The 21437-nt window shown below is 49.1% G+C and carries 18 protein-coding genes; 6 read left to right on the forward strand and 12 right to left on the reverse strand.

Annotated elements, in window-relative coordinates:
* Window positions 1-265 precede the first annotated feature (265 nt).
* Window positions 266-2953, reverse strand: coding sequence for an insulinase family protein (locus ELR70_RS10805; RefSeq protein ID WP_054014242.1), 2688 nt, complete (start codon window positions 2951-2953; stop codon window positions 266-268).
* Between the two features lie 213 nt (window positions 2954-3166).
* On the opposite strand from ELR70_RS10805, the gene sixA reads away from it, so the two are divergent.
* The 6 genes from sixA to yegD all read left to right on the forward strand — a co-directional run bounded on the left by sixA (window position 3167) and on the right by yegD (window position 10104).
* Window positions 3167-3634, forward strand: coding sequence for a phosphohistidine phosphatase SixA (gene sixA, locus ELR70_RS10810; protein WP_054014181.1), 468 nt, complete (start codon window positions 3167-3169; stop codon window positions 3632-3634).
* A gap of 630 nt (window positions 3635-4264) precedes the next feature.
* A complete protein-coding gene (locus tag ELR70_RS10815; protein ID WP_054014180.1) occupies window positions 4265-6568 on the forward strand; it encodes a TonB-dependent receptor in 2304 nt (767 codons plus the stop codon).
* 132 nt (window positions 6569-6700) lie between these two features.
* Complete coding sequence (locus ELR70_RS10820; protein WP_054014179.1) at window positions 6701-6997, forward strand: hypothetical protein; 297 nt, start codon at window positions 6701-6703, stop codon at window positions 6995-6997.
* Window positions 6998-7016: 19 nt separating this feature from the next.
* Window positions 7017-7682, forward strand: a complete 666-nt coding sequence (locus ELR70_RS10825) for an HAD family phosphatase (RefSeq protein ID WP_347232132.1) — start codon at window positions 7017-7019, stop codon at window positions 7680-7682.
* 122 nt (window positions 7683-7804) lie between these two features.
* Window positions 7805-8647, forward strand: coding sequence for a DNA ligase (locus ELR70_RS10830; protein ID WP_054014177.1), 843 nt, complete (start codon window positions 7805-7807; stop codon window positions 8645-8647).
* A gap of 86 nt (window positions 8648-8733) precedes the next feature.
* Entirely contained in the window at window positions 8734-10104 is a 1371-nt protein-coding gene (yegD, locus tag ELR70_RS10835) for a molecular chaperone (RefSeq protein WP_054014176.1), read from the forward strand.
* A gap of 112 nt (window positions 10105-10216) precedes the next feature.
* Here the strand turns inward: yegD and ELR70_RS10840 are convergent, their stop codons facing one another.
* The 11 genes from ELR70_RS10840 to ELR70_RS10890 form a co-directional block, all read right to left on the reverse strand.
* Window positions 10217-10678 (reverse strand): methylglyoxal synthase, encoded by a 462-nt coding sequence (locus tag ELR70_RS10840; RefSeq protein ID WP_054014175.1) that lies wholly within the window; start codon window positions 10676-10678, stop codon window positions 10217-10219.
* Window positions 10679-10685: 7 nt separating this feature from the next.
* Complete coding sequence (locus ELR70_RS10845; protein ID WP_054014174.1) at window positions 10686-11321, reverse strand: LysE family translocator; 636 nt, start codon at window positions 11319-11321, stop codon at window positions 10686-10688.
* A 180-nt stretch (window positions 11322-11501) separates the two neighbouring features.
* Entirely contained in the window at window positions 11502-13319 is a 1818-nt protein-coding gene (locus tag ELR70_RS10850; protein ID WP_054014173.1) for a S8 family serine peptidase, read from the reverse strand.
* Between the two features lie 280 nt (window positions 13320-13599).
* Window positions 13600-14778 (reverse strand): multidrug effflux MFS transporter, encoded by a 1179-nt coding sequence (locus ELR70_RS10855; RefSeq protein WP_054014172.1) that lies wholly within the window; start codon window positions 14776-14778, stop codon window positions 13600-13602.
* Window positions 14779-14973: 195 nt separating this feature from the next.
* Window positions 14974-15153 (reverse strand): hypothetical protein, encoded by a 180-nt coding sequence (locus tag ELR70_RS10860; protein ID WP_054014171.1) that lies wholly within the window; start codon window positions 15151-15153, stop codon window positions 14974-14976.
* Window positions 15154-15302: 149 nt separating this feature from the next.
* Window positions 15303-15497: a hypothetical protein gene (locus ELR70_RS10865; protein WP_054014170.1), complete on the reverse strand. Its 195-nt coding sequence runs from the start codon at window positions 15495-15497 to the stop codon at window positions 15303-15305.
* A 103-nt stretch (window positions 15498-15600) separates the two neighbouring features.
* On the reverse strand, window positions 15601-16686 hold the full coding sequence (locus ELR70_RS10870) for a hypothetical protein (RefSeq protein ID WP_054014169.1): 1086 nt from the start codon (window positions 16684-16686) through the stop codon (window positions 15601-15603).
* A 2-nt stretch (window positions 16687-16688) separates the two neighbouring features.
* The gene (locus ELR70_RS10875; RefSeq protein ID WP_054014168.1) at window positions 16689-17342 is read right to left on the reverse strand and encodes a 4'-phosphopantetheinyl transferase superfamily protein; all 654 of its coding nucleotides are present in this window, start codon (window positions 17340-17342) and stop codon (window positions 16689-16691) included.
* A complete protein-coding gene (locus ELR70_RS10880) occupies window positions 17339-17653 on the reverse strand; it encodes a RedY (protein ID WP_054014167.1) in 315 nt (104 codons plus the stop codon). Before ELR70_RS10880 ends, ELR70_RS10875 begins: the two co-directional genes overlap by 4 nt.
* Window positions 17650-19941, reverse strand: coding sequence for a polyketide synthase (locus ELR70_RS10885; RefSeq protein WP_054014166.1), 2292 nt, complete (start codon window positions 19939-19941; stop codon window positions 17650-17652). Before ELR70_RS10885 ends, ELR70_RS10880 begins: the two co-directional genes overlap by 4 nt.
* On the reverse strand, window positions 19938-21437 hold the full coding sequence (locus tag ELR70_RS10890) for an AMP-binding protein (protein WP_054014165.1): 1500 nt from the start codon (window positions 21435-21437) through the stop codon (window positions 19938-19940). Before ELR70_RS10890 ends, ELR70_RS10885 begins: the two co-directional genes overlap by 4 nt.

Below are 21437 nucleotides of genomic sequence, written 5' to 3' on the forward strand. Positions count from 1 at the left end.
GTTTTTTTCATAAGGCTTAAAGAGTCAATTACAATTGCTAATCTAATCTAAGCCCTGTGTAGAGTCAAAAAGAATGTCAGAAAAAATCCCTAATTTGGGACCTACTGTCTCTGCATGTATAAAATCTATGCGGGAATAGGTGTCTTAAGCACTTGAGTCAGGTCAGCCTGCCTCGTTGCTGCTAAGGTACTTTCGCGATGAAGATCAAACGTTTCAGAAGCGCCGGGTATGAATGGCGCTACCTTAGCGAAGGTTCTGATGTTTATTAATTACACCTGAGTGTGATTTTTGCAAAATCGCTGGACACCAGATTTATTATGTATTGTTTCAACGCTTCAAAGGTCAGGTTATCGAGTGCTTCGATGAGTTTGTCCTGCATGGAGAAGGTATGATCATCGGTGCCAATGGCTATCCATAACCGTTGTGAGCGTAGCCTCAGATTCTTATCTTTCTCAGCGATTTGGGCATGTAATGCTGCTTTTACCTGAATCCATTGCGTGTCTTCATAGTTATCCAATTGTGTCACCAGGTCAGTCAGGTATTGATGATGACGCTGCAGCAGCGTTTCGCTGTCGTAATTGGAAGATTGCACATAAAACGCGATCCCCGCGCGGGTATTAAACGGAGCATAACCCGCACCAACCAAGTAACCTAGCTGTTGTTGGGTGCGCAGTGACTCAAAGTAATCCTGGCTAACCAGTTGATTGAAGGCCATAATTTTGACTTTGTCATCGACACTGCTGGTGGGGGCCTGTATATATTCAACAAAGGCGTGTTCAGCGCCAGGTTTTTCGATCTCTACTTGCTGATGTGAAGAGAACAGGTTGAGCGGCTTTTTCAGGTCGTCCAGAATTTCACTGTAGGCAAACAGAGCGTGGAGTTGCTTTTGCATATCCAGTGCATGGTCCAGTTGCCAGTTACCATGCATAAAGGCTTTGATGTGAATTGCCTTGAAAAAGTTATCGCGAAACAGGCAAAACTCATTGAAACTGATATTTTTCAGGGCCTTGGCTAACTGCTCCGGCGTTGGGTTCCAGGGCATCAGCTGGGCACCAAGCAGGCTAAATAGCTCGCTGACAGGTTTGCTCTTGTTGTGATTTTTCCAGTGCCGGATCAGTTGCTTTTTATACTCTGCAAAACGGGTGGCGCTGATTGGCTGTTTGAGTAGTGCCTCGACTAGTTGCAGCACAAGCTTGAGCTGACTGGCTGACAGACCTGCCGTTTGCAGTGTCAGACCACCCTGATGAGAGCTCAGGTGATAGCTCAGACCTGCCAATTCGGCGGCATAAAACTGCTCTGCCACGCTGTCCATAAATAAGTCGGCGAACAGCCTGGTCATCGCCATGCTTTTATGGTTTTCAACCGAACACTGGGAGTCGATTTCTAGATAAAAATGACCTTTAGTCACACGAAAGCGCGTGTCTTGCTTAAACCAGAAAGCGAATCCGGGCCTGTCTGTCAACAGTGTCGGAGTTTTTCGGCCGGGCTCAATATCATACAGGCGGTTCTCAAAAGCCAGGTAGGGATTTGCAGCAGGTAAGCGCATTTCGGGAAGCGGGGTGGTAATCTGCTCAAGGGTTTGGAGCCATTCTATATTAATTCGTTCGACCTGATAGGGCGTATTGTACCACTGCGCAACCTTGCGGGTGACGTCGTTTTCACAGGTAATGTCGGGGTGGATAAGTATCAAGCGCATATTGTGTGGAGATAGCAGCGTCATGAGTTCATCATGCAAGGTATGATTGAAAGCACTCATGCAATAATCACCGTACAAAATGTCATCTTCTTCATAATGATGCATGTTAATACTGAGTGCACTCACCCAATCAAGGAGCTTACTTTGTTCCTGATTTTCAAAAGCCAGTTCAAGCAGGCGTTTTTTGTCTTCGTATAGCGCCGGAAGTAGCGCAATTTGTTCACGGATAAGGCTGATATACTCAAACAACATTTCAACGATGTCTTCGTAGTATTCTATGCCATTATCAGTCAGTGCAAAGCTGACATTAAAATCTTTGAAGTTGCTGCCATCCACACCACCACCGGCCGACAGAGCGTTGATCCAGCCATTTTTCTTTAAAATCGCGTACAGCGAGCCATCCCCTTCGTAGCCAAGCAAATGAGCTAAAAAGCTCAGACTCTTAAACTTATAAAGCCTTTCGACATCCGGCATCGCAAAACTGACAATCAGTTTTTGCATGTGCTTGCGTGGCTCTATATGGAGTAACAGGCCAAGGTCTTGCTGACGATACAGTGGCACGTCAATGGCAGGCTTTGGTGCATCGTGGCCTGTTAATGGGCTAAAATAGAGTCTGGCCAGTCGTGCCAGCTCTTCCAGAGGCTGAGGGCCTGCCAATACCAGGGTCATCCATTGTGCCTGATAATGTGCTGTAAAAAAGGTTTCGATTTCTTGTTTGAACTCTCCGCTGTGATCTGCCAGCGTGTTGTGGTTCCCGACAGAGAACTTAGCAAATGGGTGGGCGGGATTGACCGTTTCCTTGTGTACCTGAATGATCCGGCGGTTGTCGTCTTTGACTTTCAGATTGAATTCGGAGTCAATAGCATTGCGTTCATCCTGTAAAGCATCTTCAGCGAACAGCGGGGCATAAAAGAACTCGCTAAACCTGTGTAATGCCTGTTCAAACATGGCAGAGCGGCAATCGAAGAAATAACAGCTGTGCTCTGTGCCGGTCCATGCATTGCTCTGTCCACCTGCCTGGCTGACAAACTGAGAGAACTCTCCCCTTGCCGGAAAGGTTTTCGTTCCGAGAAATAACATGTGCTCAACAAAGTGCGCCATGCCCTGACGACTTTGGGGATCGTCAAAGTGACCAACATTAATGGCCAATGATGCAGCGGCTTTGGTGCTTGAAGTATCTTCTACCAAGAGTATTTTAAGACCATTGTCCAGTGTCAGGTGACGATAATTTCTTTTATCATTATTACTCAGTTTCAATTGTGTGCCGCCGATATAGTGGTTAGAGACGTGGCTGCTGTTTCCGGGCTTAACGCTGGCAACAGACATTTGGGTCGTTGCGATAGCCGGTCACCTCTGAATTAGCCTGTATTTTAAACTTAAGGTTTGGATGCTTTTGTTTTAATATAGCGGACAATTTGGGGCAATAGCTACAGGTTGTCTTTAATTTTCTTGCCAACTTTTCGGAGTGCTATGAAAACAATTCTGATCATGCGCCATGGCGAAGCGGGCCCTATGCAGGCTAACGATGCAGCCAGAACACTGACATCACGCGGAACGACTCAGTCTGCGGCCATGGGGCAGTGGCTAAGTGAGCATTTCCCTCCTCAGGCTGTCCTGGTGAGTCCTTACGTCAGGGCACAGCAAACAGCACAAGGGGTGTTGCAGCATAATTCTGTGTCTTTTGACCAAACGTGTCATGATATTGTGCCCAGTGGTAATGCTGCAGTGGCCGTTGATTATCTGGAAACTCTGATAAGTATGCATGACACGCTGGATACCTGGCTGGTCGTGGCGCATATGCCTATCGTCAGTTATCTGGTTGATCAGCTGGTACCGGGTGAAATGCCAATATTTCCAACGGCTGCGGTTGCCGTGATCCAATATAACCCCGATACGCTTAAAAGCGAGTTGCTCCAGCTGGTCACTCCACCCAACTAGACAAGCACTAAGTATAAATAAGTTGACTCTGTGCGGTCTAATGTCCTCCTTTTCGTTACGGCGCTTTATTACAATGACGTCGCTTTCATGACACCGGTTACCATCTTTGGGCGGATGGTGCCCGGTTGTATTATATTTCGTCGCAGAGTAAGCCGCTAAAGAACACCGTTGTTTTGCGATTAAACGAACAGGTGTGCGCAGCAGGTTTATCTCACCTTGTGCGTTTCCGTTAGTGGTATCTTGCAATGTGTTATTGAGTAGAGCGAGATAGTGACATCTGTATTTCAATTCGGTAAATCCGTTTCCTGCCATCATATAGGCAAGAGTTTGGTAAGGACAATTGTCCTTATTTTGAGGCTTTTTGTTGCGAAAAGTTGTTAACTCTTAGCTAACTTTCACGATATTTACAAAAATGTGGAAAATTTATATGCATAATTGCAGCAATTTGAAAATTTGCTGCTATAATTACGGCCGTCTCGTTCAGCCTCACATAGCCGCTTTGCACTCTCGCTAGTGAGGTCCGCGCTGCTCGTCATTTGCGCGTAAAATTGAGCGAACCAGCCATTGTGATACGGCGCCCAAATCAAAACCGTTGAACTCAAGAGTGCATATAAAAGGTTAAATCCCAACATGAAAGCAATGAAAAGATCTACGTTAGCAACTTTAATCAATGCGACGTTGTTCTCTGCTGTAGCAGGTACTTCATTCTCTACGCTTGCAGAAGAAGCGCAAGCTAAAAGTAATCAACTGGAAGTGATCCAAATCACCGCGCGTAAGCGTGTTGAGAACGCACAAGAAGTGCCAGTTTCTGTGTCTGCTTTACAAGGCGACAACTTAGACGCATACAGCTCAGCTGGTATGGATATCCGCTTTATGAATGCGAAGATCCCGAGTTTGTCGGTTGAATCTTCATTCGGACGTACATTCCCACGCTTTTATGTTCGTGGTCTGGGTAACACCGACTTCGATCTGAATGCTTCGCAGCCAGTTTCTTTGGTGGTTGACGAAGTTGTTCAGGAAAACCCAATCCTAAAAGGCTTCCCTGTATTCGATATCGAGCGTATTGAAGTACTGCGTGGCCCTCAGGGCACATTATTTGGTCGTAACACGCCAGCAGGTCTGGTTAAGTTCGACAGCGTAAAGCCAAGCCAGGAATTTGATGGCTATGCCGCAGTTTCTTATGGTAGCAACAGCTCAATTGACTTTGAGGGTGCTGCTGGTACCGGCTTGACAGATAAAATATCTACACGTGTTTCTTTGCTGGTTCAGGACAAGCCAGACTACATTGACGTGAAAGCGCCTGGTTTTGAAAAAGAGGATTCTCTGGGTGGTTACAACGAGAAGGCTGCGCGCGTACAGTTCCTGTACGAAGGCGATGACTTCACAGGTTTGTTGAACTACCACGTACGTGATCTGGAAGGCCGTCCAATCCCGTTCCGTGCTAATCTGATTGAAAAAGGCTCCAACAACATTAACCCATTGTATGATAACGATGTGGTTTATCAGGATGCAGCGTCTCGTGCGACTCAGAAAGTAGACACGCAAGGCCTTAGTCTGAAACTGGAATGGGATCTAAAAGAGCACACCATTACCTCAATCACTGGCTGGGAAAGCGCTGAAATTTATTCACGTGCAGACGTTGACGGTGGTTATGGTAATAATTTTGCCCCGACAATGGGGCCAGGTTTCATTCCGTTTTCTTCTGAAACAGCGGATGCCATCCCTGAGCATGATCAGTACACTCAGGAGCTTCGCCTTTCAAGCAACTTTTCGGGTGACTTCAATTACCAGGTTGGTTTATTCCTGTTTGAAGAAGATTTGACTATTGAAAGCTTTAGCTTCGACACAGGCGCATACGATGAAGCTGCTGGCAACTATGGTCTGCAAAACGGCTATGCAGTTCAGGAGCAAGAAACATCGGCATGGGCACTATTCGGTTCTTTCGATTACACTGTATCTGAGCAGCTGGACGTGACTCTGGGCTTACGTTACTCAGACGATGAAAAAGATTTTTACGCAAAAAGAACGGACAACCCTACACCTTGGAACGGTTCCCCTGATTTCCTGGAAGGTCGTGCAAATCCAAGTGACAGTCACGTGAGTTGGGATCTAAGTGCAACTTACAAGCTGACGGATGATGTTAACCTGTTTGGTCGTTTGGCAAATGGTTTCCGTGCGCCAAGTGTTCAGGGTCGTATCCTGTTCGGTGACGTTGTGACTGTAGCTGAGTCAGAAACTACTAACTCAATTGAATTTGGTGTGAAGTCAGACGTACTGGATGGTCAGGGTCGTGTGAACGCAACTGTGTTTTATTTCCAGATGGATGACCAACAATTGACCGCAGTAGGCGGCGGCTCTAACTTTAACCGTCTGATCAATGCCGATAAAACTACAGGTTATGGTTTTGAGCTGGATACTGAATGGGTATTAACGGACGAGCTAAATGCAACCTTTAATCTGAGCTACAACAAAACTGAGTTGGATGATGATTCGCTGGCAGTAGCTGTATGTGCTCAGTGTACAGTGACTGATCCTACTTACATGGTTGAAGGACCAAATGGTCCAGAAGCACGCGCGATTTTGGATGGCAATAGCCTACCGCATGCGCCAGAATGGATCTCAAACGCGACATTGCGTTATACCACAGAACTGGAAGACGGTGAGTTCTTTGTATACACCGACCTGTCTTACCGCAGTGAAATCGACTTCTTCTTGTATGAGTCGGTTGAGTTTAAAGGCGAAGCGCTGTTTGAAGCCGGTGTACGTGCGGGCTACGCGTGGAACTCGGGCGACAACGACTATGAAGTGTCGGCGTTTGTACGTAACCTGTTCGATGAGCAGGTGGTTATCGGTGGTGTAGATTTCAACAACAACACAGGTATGCTGAACGAAGAGCGCTTTGTTGGTGCTGAGTTCAAAGTGAAATTCTTTTAATTTCACGGAAAATTAAAGCGAAAACCCGTGAATGCTCGGCATTCACGGGTTTTTTATTAATACTGTCATGCAACCATGCCCCAGTACTGGTAAAGTACAGCTGGTTTAGACAGAATTTTAGAGGAAGAGAAAATGTCCGCATTTTGGAACTACCGCGTTATCTATTGCGAAGCTAGTAAAGATGCGCCAGAGCAATATCAGGTACATGCGGTTGAGTACAATGAAAATGGTAAGGCGGTCAACTGGTCGGAGACCGGTGAATCGCCTTATGGCCAGAGCATTGATGACCTGAAAGCCGATTTTACTCGGTTGCAAACGGCATTCGATAAACCGGTACTGAAAGTGATTCGCAAACCCCGCGGTTACGAGCTGGTAGAAAAAGACACAGGTGATGTTGCGCACGCAGAGCCACCTGCCAAAGCAGAGTAAGACCAATAATGAAGGAGTGATGATGAATTTAAAGGCAATCTTGTTTGATTTTGATGGGACGCTGGCGGATTCGGAAGCGCTCCATTACCATAGCTGGCAACGCGTACTGGCGCCTTTTGATATCACTTATAGCGAGCTGGCTTTCTGTGATGAGTTTTCTGGTGTGCCTACGCTGAAAACGGCACAGATTCTGCGCGAGCGCCATCAGCTGCCCCATGATGCGCAGGCATTGTGTGAGGAAAAAAATCGTCTGTTTGTCGACACCTCGGCCACCATCAGGCCCAGGCTCATGCCTTATGCCAGAGAGATCCTGAGCTATACGGCACAGCATTGTAAACTGGCGCTGGTGACTGGCAGCACCCGAGCTGAAGCCATTCCGGTACTGGAACACTATGACCTGTTGCACTTCTTTGAGTGTATCGTTACCAAAGATGATGTAAAACATCCAAAACCACACCCTGAACCTTATATCCAAGCTTTGGTATCATTACACGTTTCACCCGATCAAGCCATCGCGATTGAGGATACTACAACCGGGCTCACTTCGGGCTGTACCGCGGGGCTTCAGGTGCTGGTGATCCCTAATCAGCATTCAGCTAAACAGGACTTTTCGCGCGCAGCGTGGCAGGAAAGCTCGTTGCAGTCGGCCCTGCCCTTAATTGAGCGCCTTATCGGTCAAGATTAGGTGGCAGTTTTGCTGTTGTCTTTTTGCGCGTCACTTTAAAGTCGTCGGCTGGCATTTTTGTCAACCCACGCTATGCTCTGATAGTGAAAGAAATAGGATTCTAACTCTACAAGGAGCGTAGTATGCACACCAAACTGTTTGGGTGGTTGCTGCTGGTCTGTCTGTGCCAATTGCAGCCCGCCTATTGTAATTCCACACCAGCTGTACAACTTGCCAAAGTATACCAGGCACAACGTCCGGTCATGCACTATCTGGTGAGCGAAAAGTTTGACGGTGTCCGGGCTATCTGGAATGGCAGACAACTGGTTACCCGCAGTGGCCAACAGATCCATGCTCCGCATTGGTTTACTTCAGCTTTGCCAGACATAGCACTCGACGGGGAGCTGTGGGCGGGGTACGAGAACTTTGAGTTTGTCAGTGCGGTGGTACGCCGCCATAAGGCTTCGGATCAGGACTGGCGGCAGGTTCAATACCTGATCTTTGATGCACCGGATATTACGGCCCCCTTTGTGCAGCGCTATCAGGTATATAGCCAGCTGATCAATCGGCTGGCACAGCCGCATATTCGTGCGGTAACTCAGCATCACCTTTCAACTAAGGCCGAGCTCGATGACTTTTTTGCACAGGTTTTGGCGCGTGGTGGGGAAGGGGTGATGCTGCATGAGCGTCAGGCACTTCATCAACAGGGCAGGACATCGGCAATCTTGAAGTATAAACCCTATTTTGACGCCGAAGCCGAGGTGATTGCCCATTTGCCGGGTAAAGGAAAGTATCAGGGGATGATGGGGGCGATTAGGGTGAAAACAGCACAGGGAAAGGTATTTAAGATTGGCAGTGGCTTTACTGATGCACAGCGACGAAATCCGCCCCCGGTTGGCAGTGTCGTGACATATAGATTTCAGGGGATCACTAAGTTCGGTAAACCGCGATTTGCTCGCTTTTTGAGAACAAGGCAGCCACTATAAGGTGTGAGCCCCAATGGGTTGAGACTTTTACTTGCCACCTTGCTGTGATACAGTGCGCGACCTTTTTTATGGTCGTGAGGTGAAAAATGATAGCAGGATTTGATTACGGTAGTTCCAATTGCGCAATCGGCGTGATGCAAGAGGGTGACGTGACACTGGTTCCGCTGGAGCAGGGTAAGCACTATCTGCCATCGACACTTTACGCTTTACACAATAGCCTGGTGAGTGAGTTTGTGGCACACAAACTGGCAGGCTCGATGCTTGCTACTGACTACCAAAGTGCACGTAAACCTCTGCTCAGTAGCGCCGCAATGGCGAGACGCGAACTGGACTTACAACCGACAGAGCAGGGTCTGTTTGTCGGTCAGCAGGCAATAGATGAGTATATTGCGTTCCCGGAAGAAGGGTACTTTGTGAAATCCCCTAAGTCCTTCTTTGGTGCCGTTGGTCTGAAGCCGGCGCAGCTTGCGTTTTTTGAAGATATCGCCACGGCCATGATTATGGAAATAAAAAGCCGGGCAGAGCATCATCTGGGATATTCCCTGAATCATACTGTCATTGGTCGTCCTGTGAACTTCCAGGCGATTGGTGGCGAGCAAAGCAATCGTCAGGCAATCGATATCCTGACTGTTGCCGCAAAGAGAGCAGGCTTTAAAGACGTGGAGTTTCTGTATGAGCCGCTGGCGGCTGGCATTGATTACGAGTCGCGTCTGACTGAAGATCAGAAAGTACTGGTGGTTGATATTGGAGGCGGTACCAGCGACTGTTCCTTTGTGCAAATGGGCCCGAGCTTTCGTGATAAAGCCGACCGTAGTGCCGACTTTTTAGCTCACAGTGGTAAGCGGATCGGAGGCAATGATCTGGATATCGCACTGGCCTTTCATACCCTTATGCCGGTGTGCGGCTTAGGTGGTCAGTTCACATCAGGGTTACCTTTGCCAAATCCTCTGTTCTGGCAGGCGTGTAAAATTAACGACATTCAGATGCAAAGCGACTTCTACAGCGAGCAGATGCAACGCGAGTTGACTGGCATGCTAAGAGATGTATGCGAGCCTGAAAAACTACAGCGTTTGTTAAAGATACAAAAAAACAAAATGACCCACCAATTTGTACGTCAGGGGGAGTTGGCTAAAATCGCCCTGTCGGAGCAAGAAGAACAGGTTGTGCCGCTGGACTTTCTGGACAAAGCATTGAATGTCAAGGTGAGTGCGCAGACTATGGCTGAATCGGTAGCCAGCTGTCTGGAACAAGCCGCGGCGCTGGCTGAACAAGCGATTGTTGAAGCCAAAACACAGCCCGATGTGATTTATCTGACCGGGGGAAGTGCCCAATCTCCGCTGTTAAAGCTGGCATTACAGCAGCGTCTGGGTGATATACCTATGGTTAATGGTGACAACTTTGGTAGCGTTACAGCCGGCCTGACTAAATGGGCGAACAGGCTTTACCAAACGGCTTAATGTCACACTCTATCTGAGTGGATAAGCTGCGCGAAAGTTCTGTAAACATTGCGCAGCTTGCTTTATCGGGGCCATAAGTAACCAGACAGCCTCGGCTTTGCTTCTACAAGCATTAGCGCTCCAGTCGTTCTGACAGATACTGCTCGTAGTCAGGTAACTGGCGCTCTATCGGAGTGGTCATCATCATCGAAGAGAGCAACATATCTGCGGTAGTTTCATTACACGCGACCGGAATATTCCATACGGCGGCTAGCCTGAGCAGGGCTTTTACATCTGGATCATGGGGCTGTGAGGCCATGGGATCCCAGAAAAAAATAAGCATATGAATTTCATTTTCGGCAATTTTTGCACCAAGCTGTTGATCCCCACCCATTGGACCGCTCAGAAGTTTATGGACAGGCAGGCCCGACGTTTTTTCAATAAGGCTACCTGTTGTTCCTGTAGCATACAGCTGATGCATAGCGAGCTTATCAAGGTGTGACTGACACCAGCTCACCATGGCTTGTTTTTTACCATCATGTGCAACCAGTGCGATACGTTTTTTAGCCGGAATAACCTGCGACTTGGTGTCCATACTTACCTCATAGTAATAAGTTAATTGCCAGTGCGACGAAGATAAATGCAGAGATCCTGTCTATCCAAATTGGCGCACTGGGGTGAGCGCGAAAATAACCGGCAATTTTATCGCCGCTGTAAACATACACACAATCAATGGGAAAGGCTAGGATCGGGTAGAGTAAACCGAACATGGCCAGCTGCACTGTGGTTGATGTTGTGAGGCTCTGATCAACAAACTGGGGAATAAAGGCAATAAAAAATAGCGCTACTTTAGGGTTTAATACCTCGGTCATCATTGCCTGGAACATGACATTTTGCTGTTTCTTATTGCTTACATGGGGCTTTTCATCATCACAGTCACTCGACTTGGAGAGCGTGTCTTTAAAAGTGCGTATACCCAGATAGGCAAGATAAGCAGCACCTAAATATTGTACTGTGGTATAGGCGGTTTCTGATGCTTTGAGAATGGCCGACAAACCAATCACAGCAAACAGGGTATGGACCACACCGCCGAGGGCAAAGCCGAAGGCACTTTGCATGCCAGCAGTCCGACCATTAGTAAAAGTCTGAGCCATTAAAAAGGCATTTGAAGGGCCCGGAGCAATGGCAATAATAAAGCTGGCAAATAAAAAAGAGGCGAGTAATTCGGGGTTCAGCATGTTGCACTCTGATAGACAAGGTTGCCCTTAGTGTACCCAGCTTAAAATAAAAAGCCCATAAAAAATGCGGACATATGCCCGCATAAAAAATTGGTTGGGGATACTCAGCTAACTTGACGTGCGCTCGTCCGTCTACCCCGGGAGCGCGCTACGGCATGTTATCCGCTAAGTTGCTCAGTATCAGAACACAACAGTCTGACTCGCAGAACAAGCCGATGTGCTGCCTTGCTCACAAACCTGATAAGAGTAGCTACCGCCACCTTTACCACTGATGCTATCTGTGTAGCTATTATCGTTGCTGGTTGTGACAATCTTGCTACCGTTACGGAAAATATCTACCTGAGATGTTGAGGCGCCTTGCCAGTTCAGGTCAACATATTTGCTGCCTTTTAATTTGTACCCATTAGCCGTTAGCTGTAGGTCACCACCATTACCGCCGCCGGCACAGCCGTTGGCAGTCAGATAAGCATCTGCATCTGCCGCTTTAACAATACCGTAGCCAAAGTACACATCTTTACCCGCCGCACCGCTATCTTGTGCCGTTGCTTTAAGTGCGGCACGGATTTCCTGACCGGTACAATCTGGGTGATTTGACCAGACTAATGCAGCAATACCAGATACTGCCGGGGTTGCCATTGAAGTCCCGCTCATCAGACCATAATCGGATGTACCGATGACGATATTTGCAGTAGAGGCAGCCAGCAGGGCTGTGCGGTCTTCCAGTGCTGCACCAATCGCCGGGATACTGGTGGCATTGGTATCACCCAGTGTGCCATACAGCATACCTGCTTCATTATTGATTATGATGGCACCAACACCGCCTGAATTTTCGCAGTTAGCCACTTTGTCATGGAAAGAAATATTGCCCCGGTCAATCAGACAGACTTTACCGCTGGCGTTGGCATCGGTAGCTTCTGCTGTGCCCATAAAGTAAACTGATGAAGAGACGCTGCCGCTGTTCTCCATTGCCGATGAAGCGAATACTGCGCCATCAACGTTCAGGCTGGACGATGTAGCCAGGCCTGCCGGGTAAGTTGACAAGGTATCAACGCCACCGGCTGTTACTTCAACACAAGTGGTTTCATCTTCAGCTGCATTTTTGCCTTTGCCACTTTGACAGCTTGGAAATTGAGAAAAGTCAGCAATGTTGTTGTCGGCATCATTCGCGCCGACCATCATGACTGACGGGTAACCGGCAGGGTAGGAGCGTACATTGTTGCCGTCATTACCTGCGGCTGCAACCACCAGACCGCCAGCATTATTAAAACTTTCGAAGGCATTTTCTTCGGTACTGTTTGCACCGCCGCCGCCCAGACTCATACTGATGATGTTGGCACCTGCCTGACTACACAGATTTGCTGCGTGGGCCAGGTCCGATGAATAACCCCATCCTTCAGCGTTGAATACTTTAATGATGTGCATGTCTACACCAGGTGCCATACCAATCACACCGATATTGTTGTCCGCAGCACCCACAGTACCGGCTACGTGCGTACCATGCGGGCCACCATGCTCATACCAGTTACCCGTGCCAGAGTCATTGTCTCCGGTGATGTTACCCCAGATAAAGTCTGGGTTTGACATGTCCAGACCTGAGTCGATAACGCAGACTTTCATGCCGGCATTGGCGTTAAAGGTCACCTGGTTGGCTTGTGACTGATAATACGCATAAGGGGCAACCTGTTGCTGCATCGGGTCGCCGGCATCGTCGTTATACAAACCCATTAGTTGACGCTTCTGGTCTACTTCAATCAGTTTGATGTGTGGATTGTTAAGGAGTCCCTTCACTTCACTGAGCGCTTTGCCGCTAAATGTGGCTGCCAGGAAACCATCACCGTCAACGTGCAGCTCAGCGCCCATTTTCTTGGCCAGCGCTTTAACTACACCTTTTTTGCTGTTATCTACCTGGATGATGAATCTGTCGTCGTTTGCTTGTGCGGTAGTGGCTGCACACAGGCCGGCAAGTAGGAGTGAAGTCGTAAACTTGTTGAATGTCATTATTATTATCTCACAATTTATAATTATTTTAACTTGGTTACATTGCTAACCGCTGGTTAACGCTTATTAAGATAGACGTAATATTGCGCTAACGTAAAGAAGAATTTTTCCACTTTGATGGAATTTTTAGGAATTAATTATTCTTCATTTAGAATAAAAGAGTATTAGGGGAAGTCTGGATATGTAGAATATTTATTCTTTAAAATGAATGAAAATAGGTATCATTATCTGTGCAGTGCCTATTTAAAGGATAATGATACCAATTGATGTGTTTAGGTTATCAGGCTGGACTATGCAGGTTGTCTTTGCAGCGACTAAATAGCAAACACAGGAAAGGCAGCCCGAGTAGCAGGTGTACAGCCAATTGTTGCGGTGCAGGTAATACCAGTGGCTGGCTGAGCATAGCCAGCAGCCCGGCACCACTCATTTGCATCACCCCAATCAGTGCCGATGCCGTCCCTGCCTGATTGGCAAATGGAGCAAGGGCATTGCCTGCGGCGGCGCCAAGTGTAAAAGCAAACCCCACGGATGCCAGATACATAGGTAACAGATAGGCAAGCGGGTGGCTTTGTGGTGCCATCAACAGTAATACACCGCCGAGTGTAAACAAGCTCAGGCCAAACCGCAGTGCCTGCTGTGAATTACGCTTGATAAAATGCGGTGCGATAAAACTGGCAGCAATGCTGATGGCAGCATTGATAGTAAACCACATGGTAAATTCTTCGACGGGTCGATTCAGCACAGTCATGAGCCAACCAGGCGCACCAACCACAAATACCAGCATGGCAGCCATCCCCACCATAGTAATACAGGCATTGAACATAAACTGAGGGCTACTCAGCATGGGTTGGAAGCGACGTAAATCCAACAGGTGACCTGAGTATACAGTGCTGTCAGGTTTAGTTTCCCGAAACAGTGTCAGTACCAGGATGAGGCCGATGGCAGCAAACCCGCTCAGAAAAGTAAAATTACTACGCCAGCCAAACTCTATTGTGAGCCAGGCTCCCAAAATTGGGGCGAGGGCCGGAATAAAGCAGACAATCCCGTTGAGGTAGGTGATCATCTGGCCACTGCCCTTATGTCCAAAACTATCTCGAACAATGGCAAAGGCACTAACAAAGGTGGCACAGGCACCTAACCCCTGAAGCACGCGGGCGACCATAATCCAGTGCCATTCATCCAATAAAGTGGCCAGCAAGGCGCCGCAACCGAACAAGATAATCCCGAACAAAGCGATGGGCCGTCTGCCATATTTATCGGCCAGGGGGCCGGCAAGTAACTGTCCAAGACCAACGGCCAGCATATAAATCCCGACGGTTTGTTGGATTTGTGCCTCGCTGACGGCTAAGTCTTGTTGCATATTGACGAATGCGGGTAAATACAGATCGATCCCCAGTGGACAAAACACCACCAGGAGAGCGAGTATAAAAATCAATAGTTTGCTGGTTTTTTGCTGCATGCTGTCTCCTTATGGCGGGTATTGTAGGGAAGCATGGAGAAAAAGACAGGACAAAGCGCCGGAAAGCGAAATTTTTTATTGCCTGGACAACAGAAATGAAAAATAAGAACAGAAAGTTTCAGGGTGAGCTGTGTTTAACGTAATTTGAATCAGGCAAAGTGGTTTGAGTGCGGCAGCAGTGCTGCCGCGATTTAATTAGCACCAGCAGGTGTGGTCACTTTTGCCGCTCAGACGATCACAAATGTGGCCGGTTGGCAGGCAAGCTCGTGGAGGTGAACTCTCGCCGGCACCGCCAACCTGAGGAGTGGCCTGGTTGTCCAGCAGCATAGTGTTGTCTAGTTGTTTTAGTTGTTTTTTCTTAAGTGCTAGTTTCATTTCATATCCTGTTGAATTGTTTTTGTTATACATATTGGTCTGTTACAAACTACTGTATAAAAATCTTGTTTATCAACTGCTTTTTATACAGTGCACAAAGCCTGCTTATGTTGACGTCTTTGTGCTGCGCATGACGTGACAAGATGCGATTAGGCCGTACAAATGCTCTCAGCAGAATTTTTGATTGCATCTGCTGCAGCGATGGCCGTGCAAATGCTTTCTTCTGAATTGCCAATTTCATTGCCGCGGGTGCGTCTGCCACCTGCAATATTTGCAGTCATCAGCACAGGTAAACGAGTTGTGTCTTTAGACAGCATTTTGATTTGTTTTTTGATGAGCTTCATTTTATTTTCCTTATTATGTAAGTTTTCTCAATGTGTGCCTTTTTGTTTTATCTTATAATTTACAACTAATCAATCGTTTATTTTTTTGTTCTGATCGGTGTTTTTACTCTCGCTGAGTGGGTTTGGGCTCGGCGAAACTTTGGGTATCACTGAGCAGAATACTTTGCCAATGCCTTCTCGGTGCCGGGCTGCCTGCTATTTCTGGCTCTCCAAATCGCGCGAAAAACACCGGAAGCTCCGCCTGACTGAGACACTCTGCCAGCGCCTGCCTGGCATTGTCATGTTGAACCAGTACGCTAATTGGATGCATGGCCCACCCCCATTGTTGTAGCCGCAACCACAATGCGCCTAAGCCAATCCCGGCACGAAACATCGCTTCATCCCCATCTTTACTGACATTCAGCGACAGATAGTGAGGTCCGCAAGCAACTAATTCAGCCAGACCTTTCGCCATTTTATCTGGCAGGCGGAGTAAGTTAGTCAGGCTGTTGAGGCTGGGATGGAAAGCCATTTTAAAAAAATGCTTAAATCCGGCGGAAACCGGACCAAACAGGTTGTGCAGATAAAAGCCGTCTTCATATTGGCGACGCTCGTCGAAGCGGATATAGCTATAGGTTTCGCGCCAGGCCGCTTTATTGGCAAAGTCCTGCCCTGCATAGGTTTGAGTCAGCCCGGCCAGAGCCTGCCCATGGGTTTGCTGATAAAAAATCCCAAGGGAGACAGGGTAAGGTTTGAGCAAGGCTTGTAGCTCGTCGCGCTGTTGCTCGCTCAGGGCGGTCCTGAGATAGGGCGAGCGCACGGTATGGCGCTGCTCGAGCTGTTCAGACAGGCTGGCAAACGCATCGCTCTGATGGTCTTGTTCAGGCCCAGGCATAAAACGTATCAGCGCCCGGTCATTGCCTGCCAGCTTTTGTTGCTCTTGCTCATCACACCAGCGCCAGTGCAGCTCGTAGCCTCGGCTGCGGATCAGCGCTTCCAGTATGTAAAAAAAGATCCCGCAGCTGAGCAACATTTCTCGCTCTAATGAGGGCAGACCTGTGAGTTTACGGCGGTTATCTATGGCCAGATAACCGCAATGTATGACGGGGTCAAAATGAATCGCCCAGGGCTGACAGTTGTGCGATGAAGGCGCAAGTCTCGCCAGTTTCACCGCTTCAGTCAGTGTCTGTTCAAATGCTGTATGTGTCATTGTCATTTCCCGATGTGAAAAGAGAGTGTTGGGGTGATGTCCCTGTCGCCTGCAATACAGACTGCACAGCAGAAATATAGCGTGCGCCAGAGCCAGTAGCTGGCCGGGGCTAGGGAGGCGCTGTGGGTATACACGCGGCCATACTCTGTTGCCCCACGGGTGGTGTATTTTTGGATTGCGATGTCACGTAAATCAAAAGGCAGACCGCGGCCGAAGGATTTTAGATAGGCTTCGTGCACTGACCATCGAGCTGTTTGCGCGACCAGGCTTGTTGGCTTGGCTTTATCACAAAAGATATGTTGCTGAGCACCAGCAGAGAAACGTCGATAAACCTGAAGGTCGATACCAACAGGGTGTGCTGCGCATGCAACAGCAGCCCAGGGACCGCTATGGCTGATAGACAAAGGCACCTTAGGTTGACCCTTGCCTGGCTCACCATATGGCTGACCGCTTGCAGCGTGAGCAAGTCGGATTGATGAGGTGTGACTGGCACCTTGTAAGGCCAAGGTTGCCAGAGTTCTGCTGAGCTGTTTGACGACCAGTCCTTGAACCAAACGTGGTGCTGAGTGTATCGCATTATCAACGCTGCGACCGATATACACAGTGGGTGAGACATGAGTCTCTCCCACAGGTGTACTGGTGTGCTGGGTGATCACTGTTGATAGCCTTGTGCAATCCGATCACCCTTAAACTCTTCAACCACTTCGGCCATTTCATCAAAGCGGCTAACCAGGCTTTGAAATAGTGGCGTCGTCATGTCCTGTTCGAAGGCTTGCTCGGACTCCAGGTAGATAGTCTCAACAAAGTGAAACGCTGCATCAGCCTGACTGGAAGCTTCAAAAACTGCGAATGCTTTGACCGAATCCAGTTTTTCACATGCTTTATAGTCTGTCGTTTCTACCCAGTCGCGAAAGGCTCCCAGGTGTTTGATGTCTTTAAGGCGAATTTTGTGAACGATGAGTTTCATACTGATTCCTCTGAGTGAGAGTGTAATAAAGTCAGGTGATAATTGATGCCGCCAGTGCCAAAGGCGTTAATTGCACCTATCCGTTGTTGGTTTGGCAGTGCTGGCCACGGCAAGGCTGTTTGCGGGACTTGCGCCGGAATACTGTCAAATGGCAATGCATCATTGAGTTCACCGAGAATTGGGGTAGGTGGCATACTGCACTGCTCCAGTGCCGCCAGCATTTTTGCCAAACTGATAGCACCGGCTCCTGCAAAACAGTGACCAAAGTTGTATTTGCCTGACCCCAGATAGAGCGGCTGGTCGTGCTCGCGGCTGTATGCCGCACTGAGCGACTCCAGTTCAGCCTGATCACCCAGCGTAGTGCCAGTACCATGGGTTTCGAGATACTGTACCTGCTCGGGATTAACCGACGCCAGCTGAAGAGTCTTGTACATTGCCAGTGCCTGGCCCTGAGGATCTGGCGCCGTCATGGAGCGGCTGTCGCAGGACCCGGAAATGGCATCTATGTGGGCGATGGCGTGTGGTGCGTCGGATTTAGTTTGCAGCACAAACAGGCCACCACCATCACCCGGGGTAAAGCCGTCGGCACCTTTGGCAAAGGGCCGAATGCGGGTTGCTGAGAGCATCATTTGTGCCCCGCATAGCACCAGATCCCGCTCCAGTGTGGCGGTTTCAATACCGCCCACAACTATGCCATCGTAGCGTCCGGACTGCAGCCCTCTTACAGCGTTATGCAGCGCGGCCATTGAACTGGCACAGGCAGCCTCGACGGCGATGCAGTCGGCGTCAGGGAGTCCAAGCTGTTGTGCCAGTAACTTTGCGCCACCCAGACCTGTCGCACCGTACCAGCTCCAGCGGTTAATTTCAGGCGCATCAGGTTGTGGCAGATAGCAGGGGGCGTCAGGAAGTTGTGCCCATAGTGCTTGTGCGCCTAACAGTCTGTCTGCGCTGAGTGCCAGGTTGCAGGCCAGGATCACGGCGGGGCGCTTAAATTCACCCAGCACCAGAGCCTCAGCGCCTTTGAGCAGCTGCAATTGTGAGACATCCAATCGGGCTTTTTTAGCAGGCATCATAGGCTTACTCAGGGCGATATCAAGTGCACTATGACTGTCAAAGCTCATCGCTTTGTTTATATAGGTGCTGAGCTTTTGCGGTGTTTCCCGCACGAAGGCCTGTGTATTGAGCTGCTGTGCAGACTGCGGGCGTAATACATCCTGCCCGTCAGCCAGAGTTTGCCAAAAACGGTCTTTGTCATTACCCAGCGCGGTTATGGGTCGATAATCTGTGATAGCGACCTGATCGTCGCTGGCCGGGACATAACTGTGTTTGCCTGCCGCAGAGATTTGCCAGTTCTGTCCAAGAGCTGCCGCACCACTGCACTCATCCTGACCATTGAGGTGCATCTCGAGTAACTGATAAAACACCTGACTTGCACCAGCAAAATAGCCTGCCTGCGGTTGCTGTGAGTCGCAGGTAACAAAGGTGCTGAGTTCCATGAGTATTGGCCAGTTTTGTTGCTGGGCCAATGCTATCGGGCAGATAACCAGGCTTATCGCGCCTTCGAGCCAGGGCTGCTGTATTGAGATCCCCTGTTGCTGCAAAATTTCGCTCTGAGACTGATGATGAAAACACTGAATGCTGGTGAGTACAGCAAGCTGACTGTCCTGATAGCGAAAGTTATCCTGTGCTGCCTGAAGCAGTCGCAGTCCGCCCAAATCACCGCCATCGAGTGTCAGACACTTTCCCCGAGTATGCGCAAAATGCGCTATCCGGGCCGGGATCGTTGAGGCCATTTCACCAACCCTGTCGTGGGATGTGGCCCCAAAAGTACTCGCCAGTGTTTGTTTGTACTCATCTATGCATATCTGTGCATTATCCTGATTGCCCAGCTGCTCAGCCAGTGCGCGCAGCGCGGCTACTTTGGTGGCATTGCGGTAGGCGGAGTCGCTTGCCATATGGGTTGCACAAAGCTGATCGCAATGATCGCGCAGTGATTCATCGAGGGCTAGCTGGCTCAGTGCCTCTTCAGCTGCGAGCATTGCCATGCGGGTCTCGCGACTGACGGCCTTGCGAAATAGTGGCGGAATAGAAAACTTTTTGTAATCAAAGTCATCTGTGTTTACCTGTCCGCCTTTGAGCGGCTCAAATGCGACTGACCAGCCAAAGGGGTGAGTAAACTGACCAGGGTTCAGCGTGCCACGTTGCTTTAAGGTTGCAAAGCTAATACCGTCAGGCAGTGCGCAGCCAATCCCGACTATGGCCAGAGGAGACGTTGTATCTTTGCTCATAACACAAACTCCGCCAGTCGTTTACGATCCACTTTGCCGTTGGCGTTGTGTGGTAGTTGCGCCGCTACCACCACCTTGTGTGGTAACATATAGGCTGGCAGGTGTTGCTGTAAGAACTGTTTCAGCGCCAGTAAAGAGGGTTTTGCAGCACCGCCTTTGAGGGTGATCACGGCAATCAGCTTATGCTGTTGTTCACCCAGAGCAAGGTGTAACGCTGCCTGCTCGATGGCGTCATGCTGATGCAGCAATGACTCTATTTCTCCCAATTCAACCCGATAACCATTGAGCTTAACCATATCGTCGATACGACCGCGATAAACCAGTCCGTCCTCGGTCAGCTCAACCAGATCGCCGGTTGCATGGCAATGCTGTTGATGTAACTCTGTGGCACGTGGCAAGTCCACATTGGCATACCCAGGCGTTACGCAGCGACCGCCAATCAGCAGTTCACCACTTTTTCCCAGGCACTGTGAGAGAGGCCGACGTTCCCCAGACTCATCTTCCAGCCAGCCGTTCAGTTCAGGCAATAATTTACCTATTGGCAGATGGCGAAGGTGGCTAAGTTGTGTTTTATCAACCTGCCAGGCGACGCAGACATTGGTTTCGGTCGGACCATACCAGTTGTGTAACTGGGTATCTGCGCTCAGGCAACTGACCAAACGTTGTAATGCTGCGACAGGGTAAGGCTCCCCGGCAAAAATCACTTGCTTTAATGTCGCTGTATGGCTGCTATTGAGCTCACCACTGCGAACCATCATTGAGAGGATCGACGGCACGCTGTACCAGATACTGACCTGATGCTTTTTAACTCCCCTGATAAGCGCCAGTGGATCTTTCTGTTCCTGCTCCGTGATAAGCCACACGCAGGCGCCCGTGCGCACAGCAGCAAAAAGATCAAAGGTGCTTAAATCAAACGCAAAGCTGGCGTGATTAGCAAATGTATCTTCGCCGTCAGCTGCGGTGGTTTGCACGGCCCAGTCAATGAAAAAATCCAGCATATCATGGCTTATCTGCACGCCTTTGGGTGTGCCGGTTGAACCTGAGGTGTAGAGGATGGCGGCAATGTTGACACCCCGGTGCTGGCGTAATCGTGACATATAGGCTGCGAGGTCTTGCTCATAGTCGCTGTGATGCGCCAGACTGTCGAGTGTATTCAGCCAGTCCTGATCCAGTACCAATGCCGGCTTTGCCGCTGTGATGATCCGCTCAATCCGGGCATCAGGCTGACTGTAATCAATGGGAATGTAATGGTTGCCACTGAGCCAGCAGGCATAGATGGCTGCGACCGTATCTGGGTGTTTTGGCAAATTGAGCAGCACCGGCGCCTGAGTTAAACCTAAAGCACAAAGCGCATTGGCAATCTGGCAGGCGCGAGCCGCGAGCTGAGCATAATCCCACTGTTGCTCGGCACAAATCAGCGCCGTTTTATGCGGTGTCTGCTGAGCATGGCTCAGCAGATTAAGCGCAAAACGGGCCGATGACGGAATTTTCGTCAT

This window comes from Pseudoalteromonas sp. R3 (assembly GCF_004014715.1).
Taxonomy (GTDB): Bacteria; Pseudomonadota; Gammaproteobacteria; order Enterobacterales; family Alteromonadaceae; genus Pseudoalteromonas.

What these genes read in the sequence shown, in the direction of transcription:
- ELR70_RS10865 (WP_054014170.1), bottom strand. Translation starts at nt 15,497, where the DNA reads ATGAAGCTCATCAAAAAACAAATCAAAATGCTGTCTAAAGACACAACT.
- ELR70_RS10870 (WP_054014169.1), bottom strand. Translation starts at nt 16,686, where the DNA reads ATGACACATACAGCATTTGAACAGACACTGACTGAAGCGGTGAAACTG.
- yegD (WP_054014176.1), top strand. Translation starts at nt 8,734, where the DNA reads ATGATAGCAGGATTTGATTACGGTAGTTCCAATTGCGCAATCGGCGTG.
- ELR70_RS10860 (WP_054014171.1), bottom strand. Translation starts at nt 15,153, where the DNA reads ATGAAACTAGCACTTAAGAAAAAACAACTAAAACAACTAGACAACACT.
- ELR70_RS10840 (WP_054014175.1), bottom strand. Translation starts at nt 10,678, where the DNA reads ATGGACACCAAGTCGCAGGTTATTCCGGCTAAAAAACGTATCGCACTG.
- ELR70_RS10850 (WP_054014173.1), bottom strand. Translation starts at nt 13,319, where the DNA reads ATGACATTCAACAAGTTTACGACTTCACTCCTACTTGCCGGCCTGTGT.
- ELR70_RS10830 (WP_054014177.1), top strand. Translation starts at nt 7,805, where the DNA reads ATGCACACCAAACTGTTTGGGTGGTTGCTGCTGGTCTGTCTGTGCCAA.
- ELR70_RS10855 (WP_054014172.1), bottom strand. Translation starts at nt 14,778, where the DNA reads ATGCAGCAAAAAACCAGCAAACTATTGATTTTTATACTCGCTCTCCTG.
- ELR70_RS10890 (WP_054014165.1), bottom strand. Translation starts at nt 21,437, where the DNA reads ATGACGAAAATTCCGTCATCGGCCCGTTTTGCGCTTAATCTGCTGAGC.
- ELR70_RS10825 (WP_347232132.1), top strand. Translation starts at nt 7,017, where the DNA reads ATGATGAATTTAAAGGCAATCTTGTTTGATTTTGATGGGACGCTGGCG.
- ELR70_RS10815 (WP_054014180.1), top strand. Translation starts at nt 4,265, where the DNA reads ATGAAAGCAATGAAAAGATCTACGTTAGCAACTTTAATCAATGCGACG.
- ELR70_RS10820 (WP_054014179.1), top strand. Translation starts at nt 6,701, where the DNA reads ATGTCCGCATTTTGGAACTACCGCGTTATCTATTGCGAAGCTAGTAAA.
- ELR70_RS10885 (WP_054014166.1), bottom strand. Translation starts at nt 19,941, where the DNA reads ATGAGCAAAGATACAACGTCTCCTCTGGCCATAGTCGGGATTGGCTGC.
- sixA (WP_054014181.1), top strand. Translation starts at nt 3,167, where the DNA reads ATGAAAACAATTCTGATCATGCGCCATGGCGAAGCGGGCCCTATGCAG.
- ELR70_RS10845 (WP_054014174.1), bottom strand. Translation starts at nt 11,321, where the DNA reads ATGCTGAACCCCGAATTACTCGCCTCTTTTTTATTTGCCAGCTTTATT.
- ELR70_RS10880 (WP_054014167.1), bottom strand. Translation starts at nt 17,653, where the DNA reads ATGAAACTCATCGTTCACAAAATTCGCCTTAAAGACATCAAACACCTG.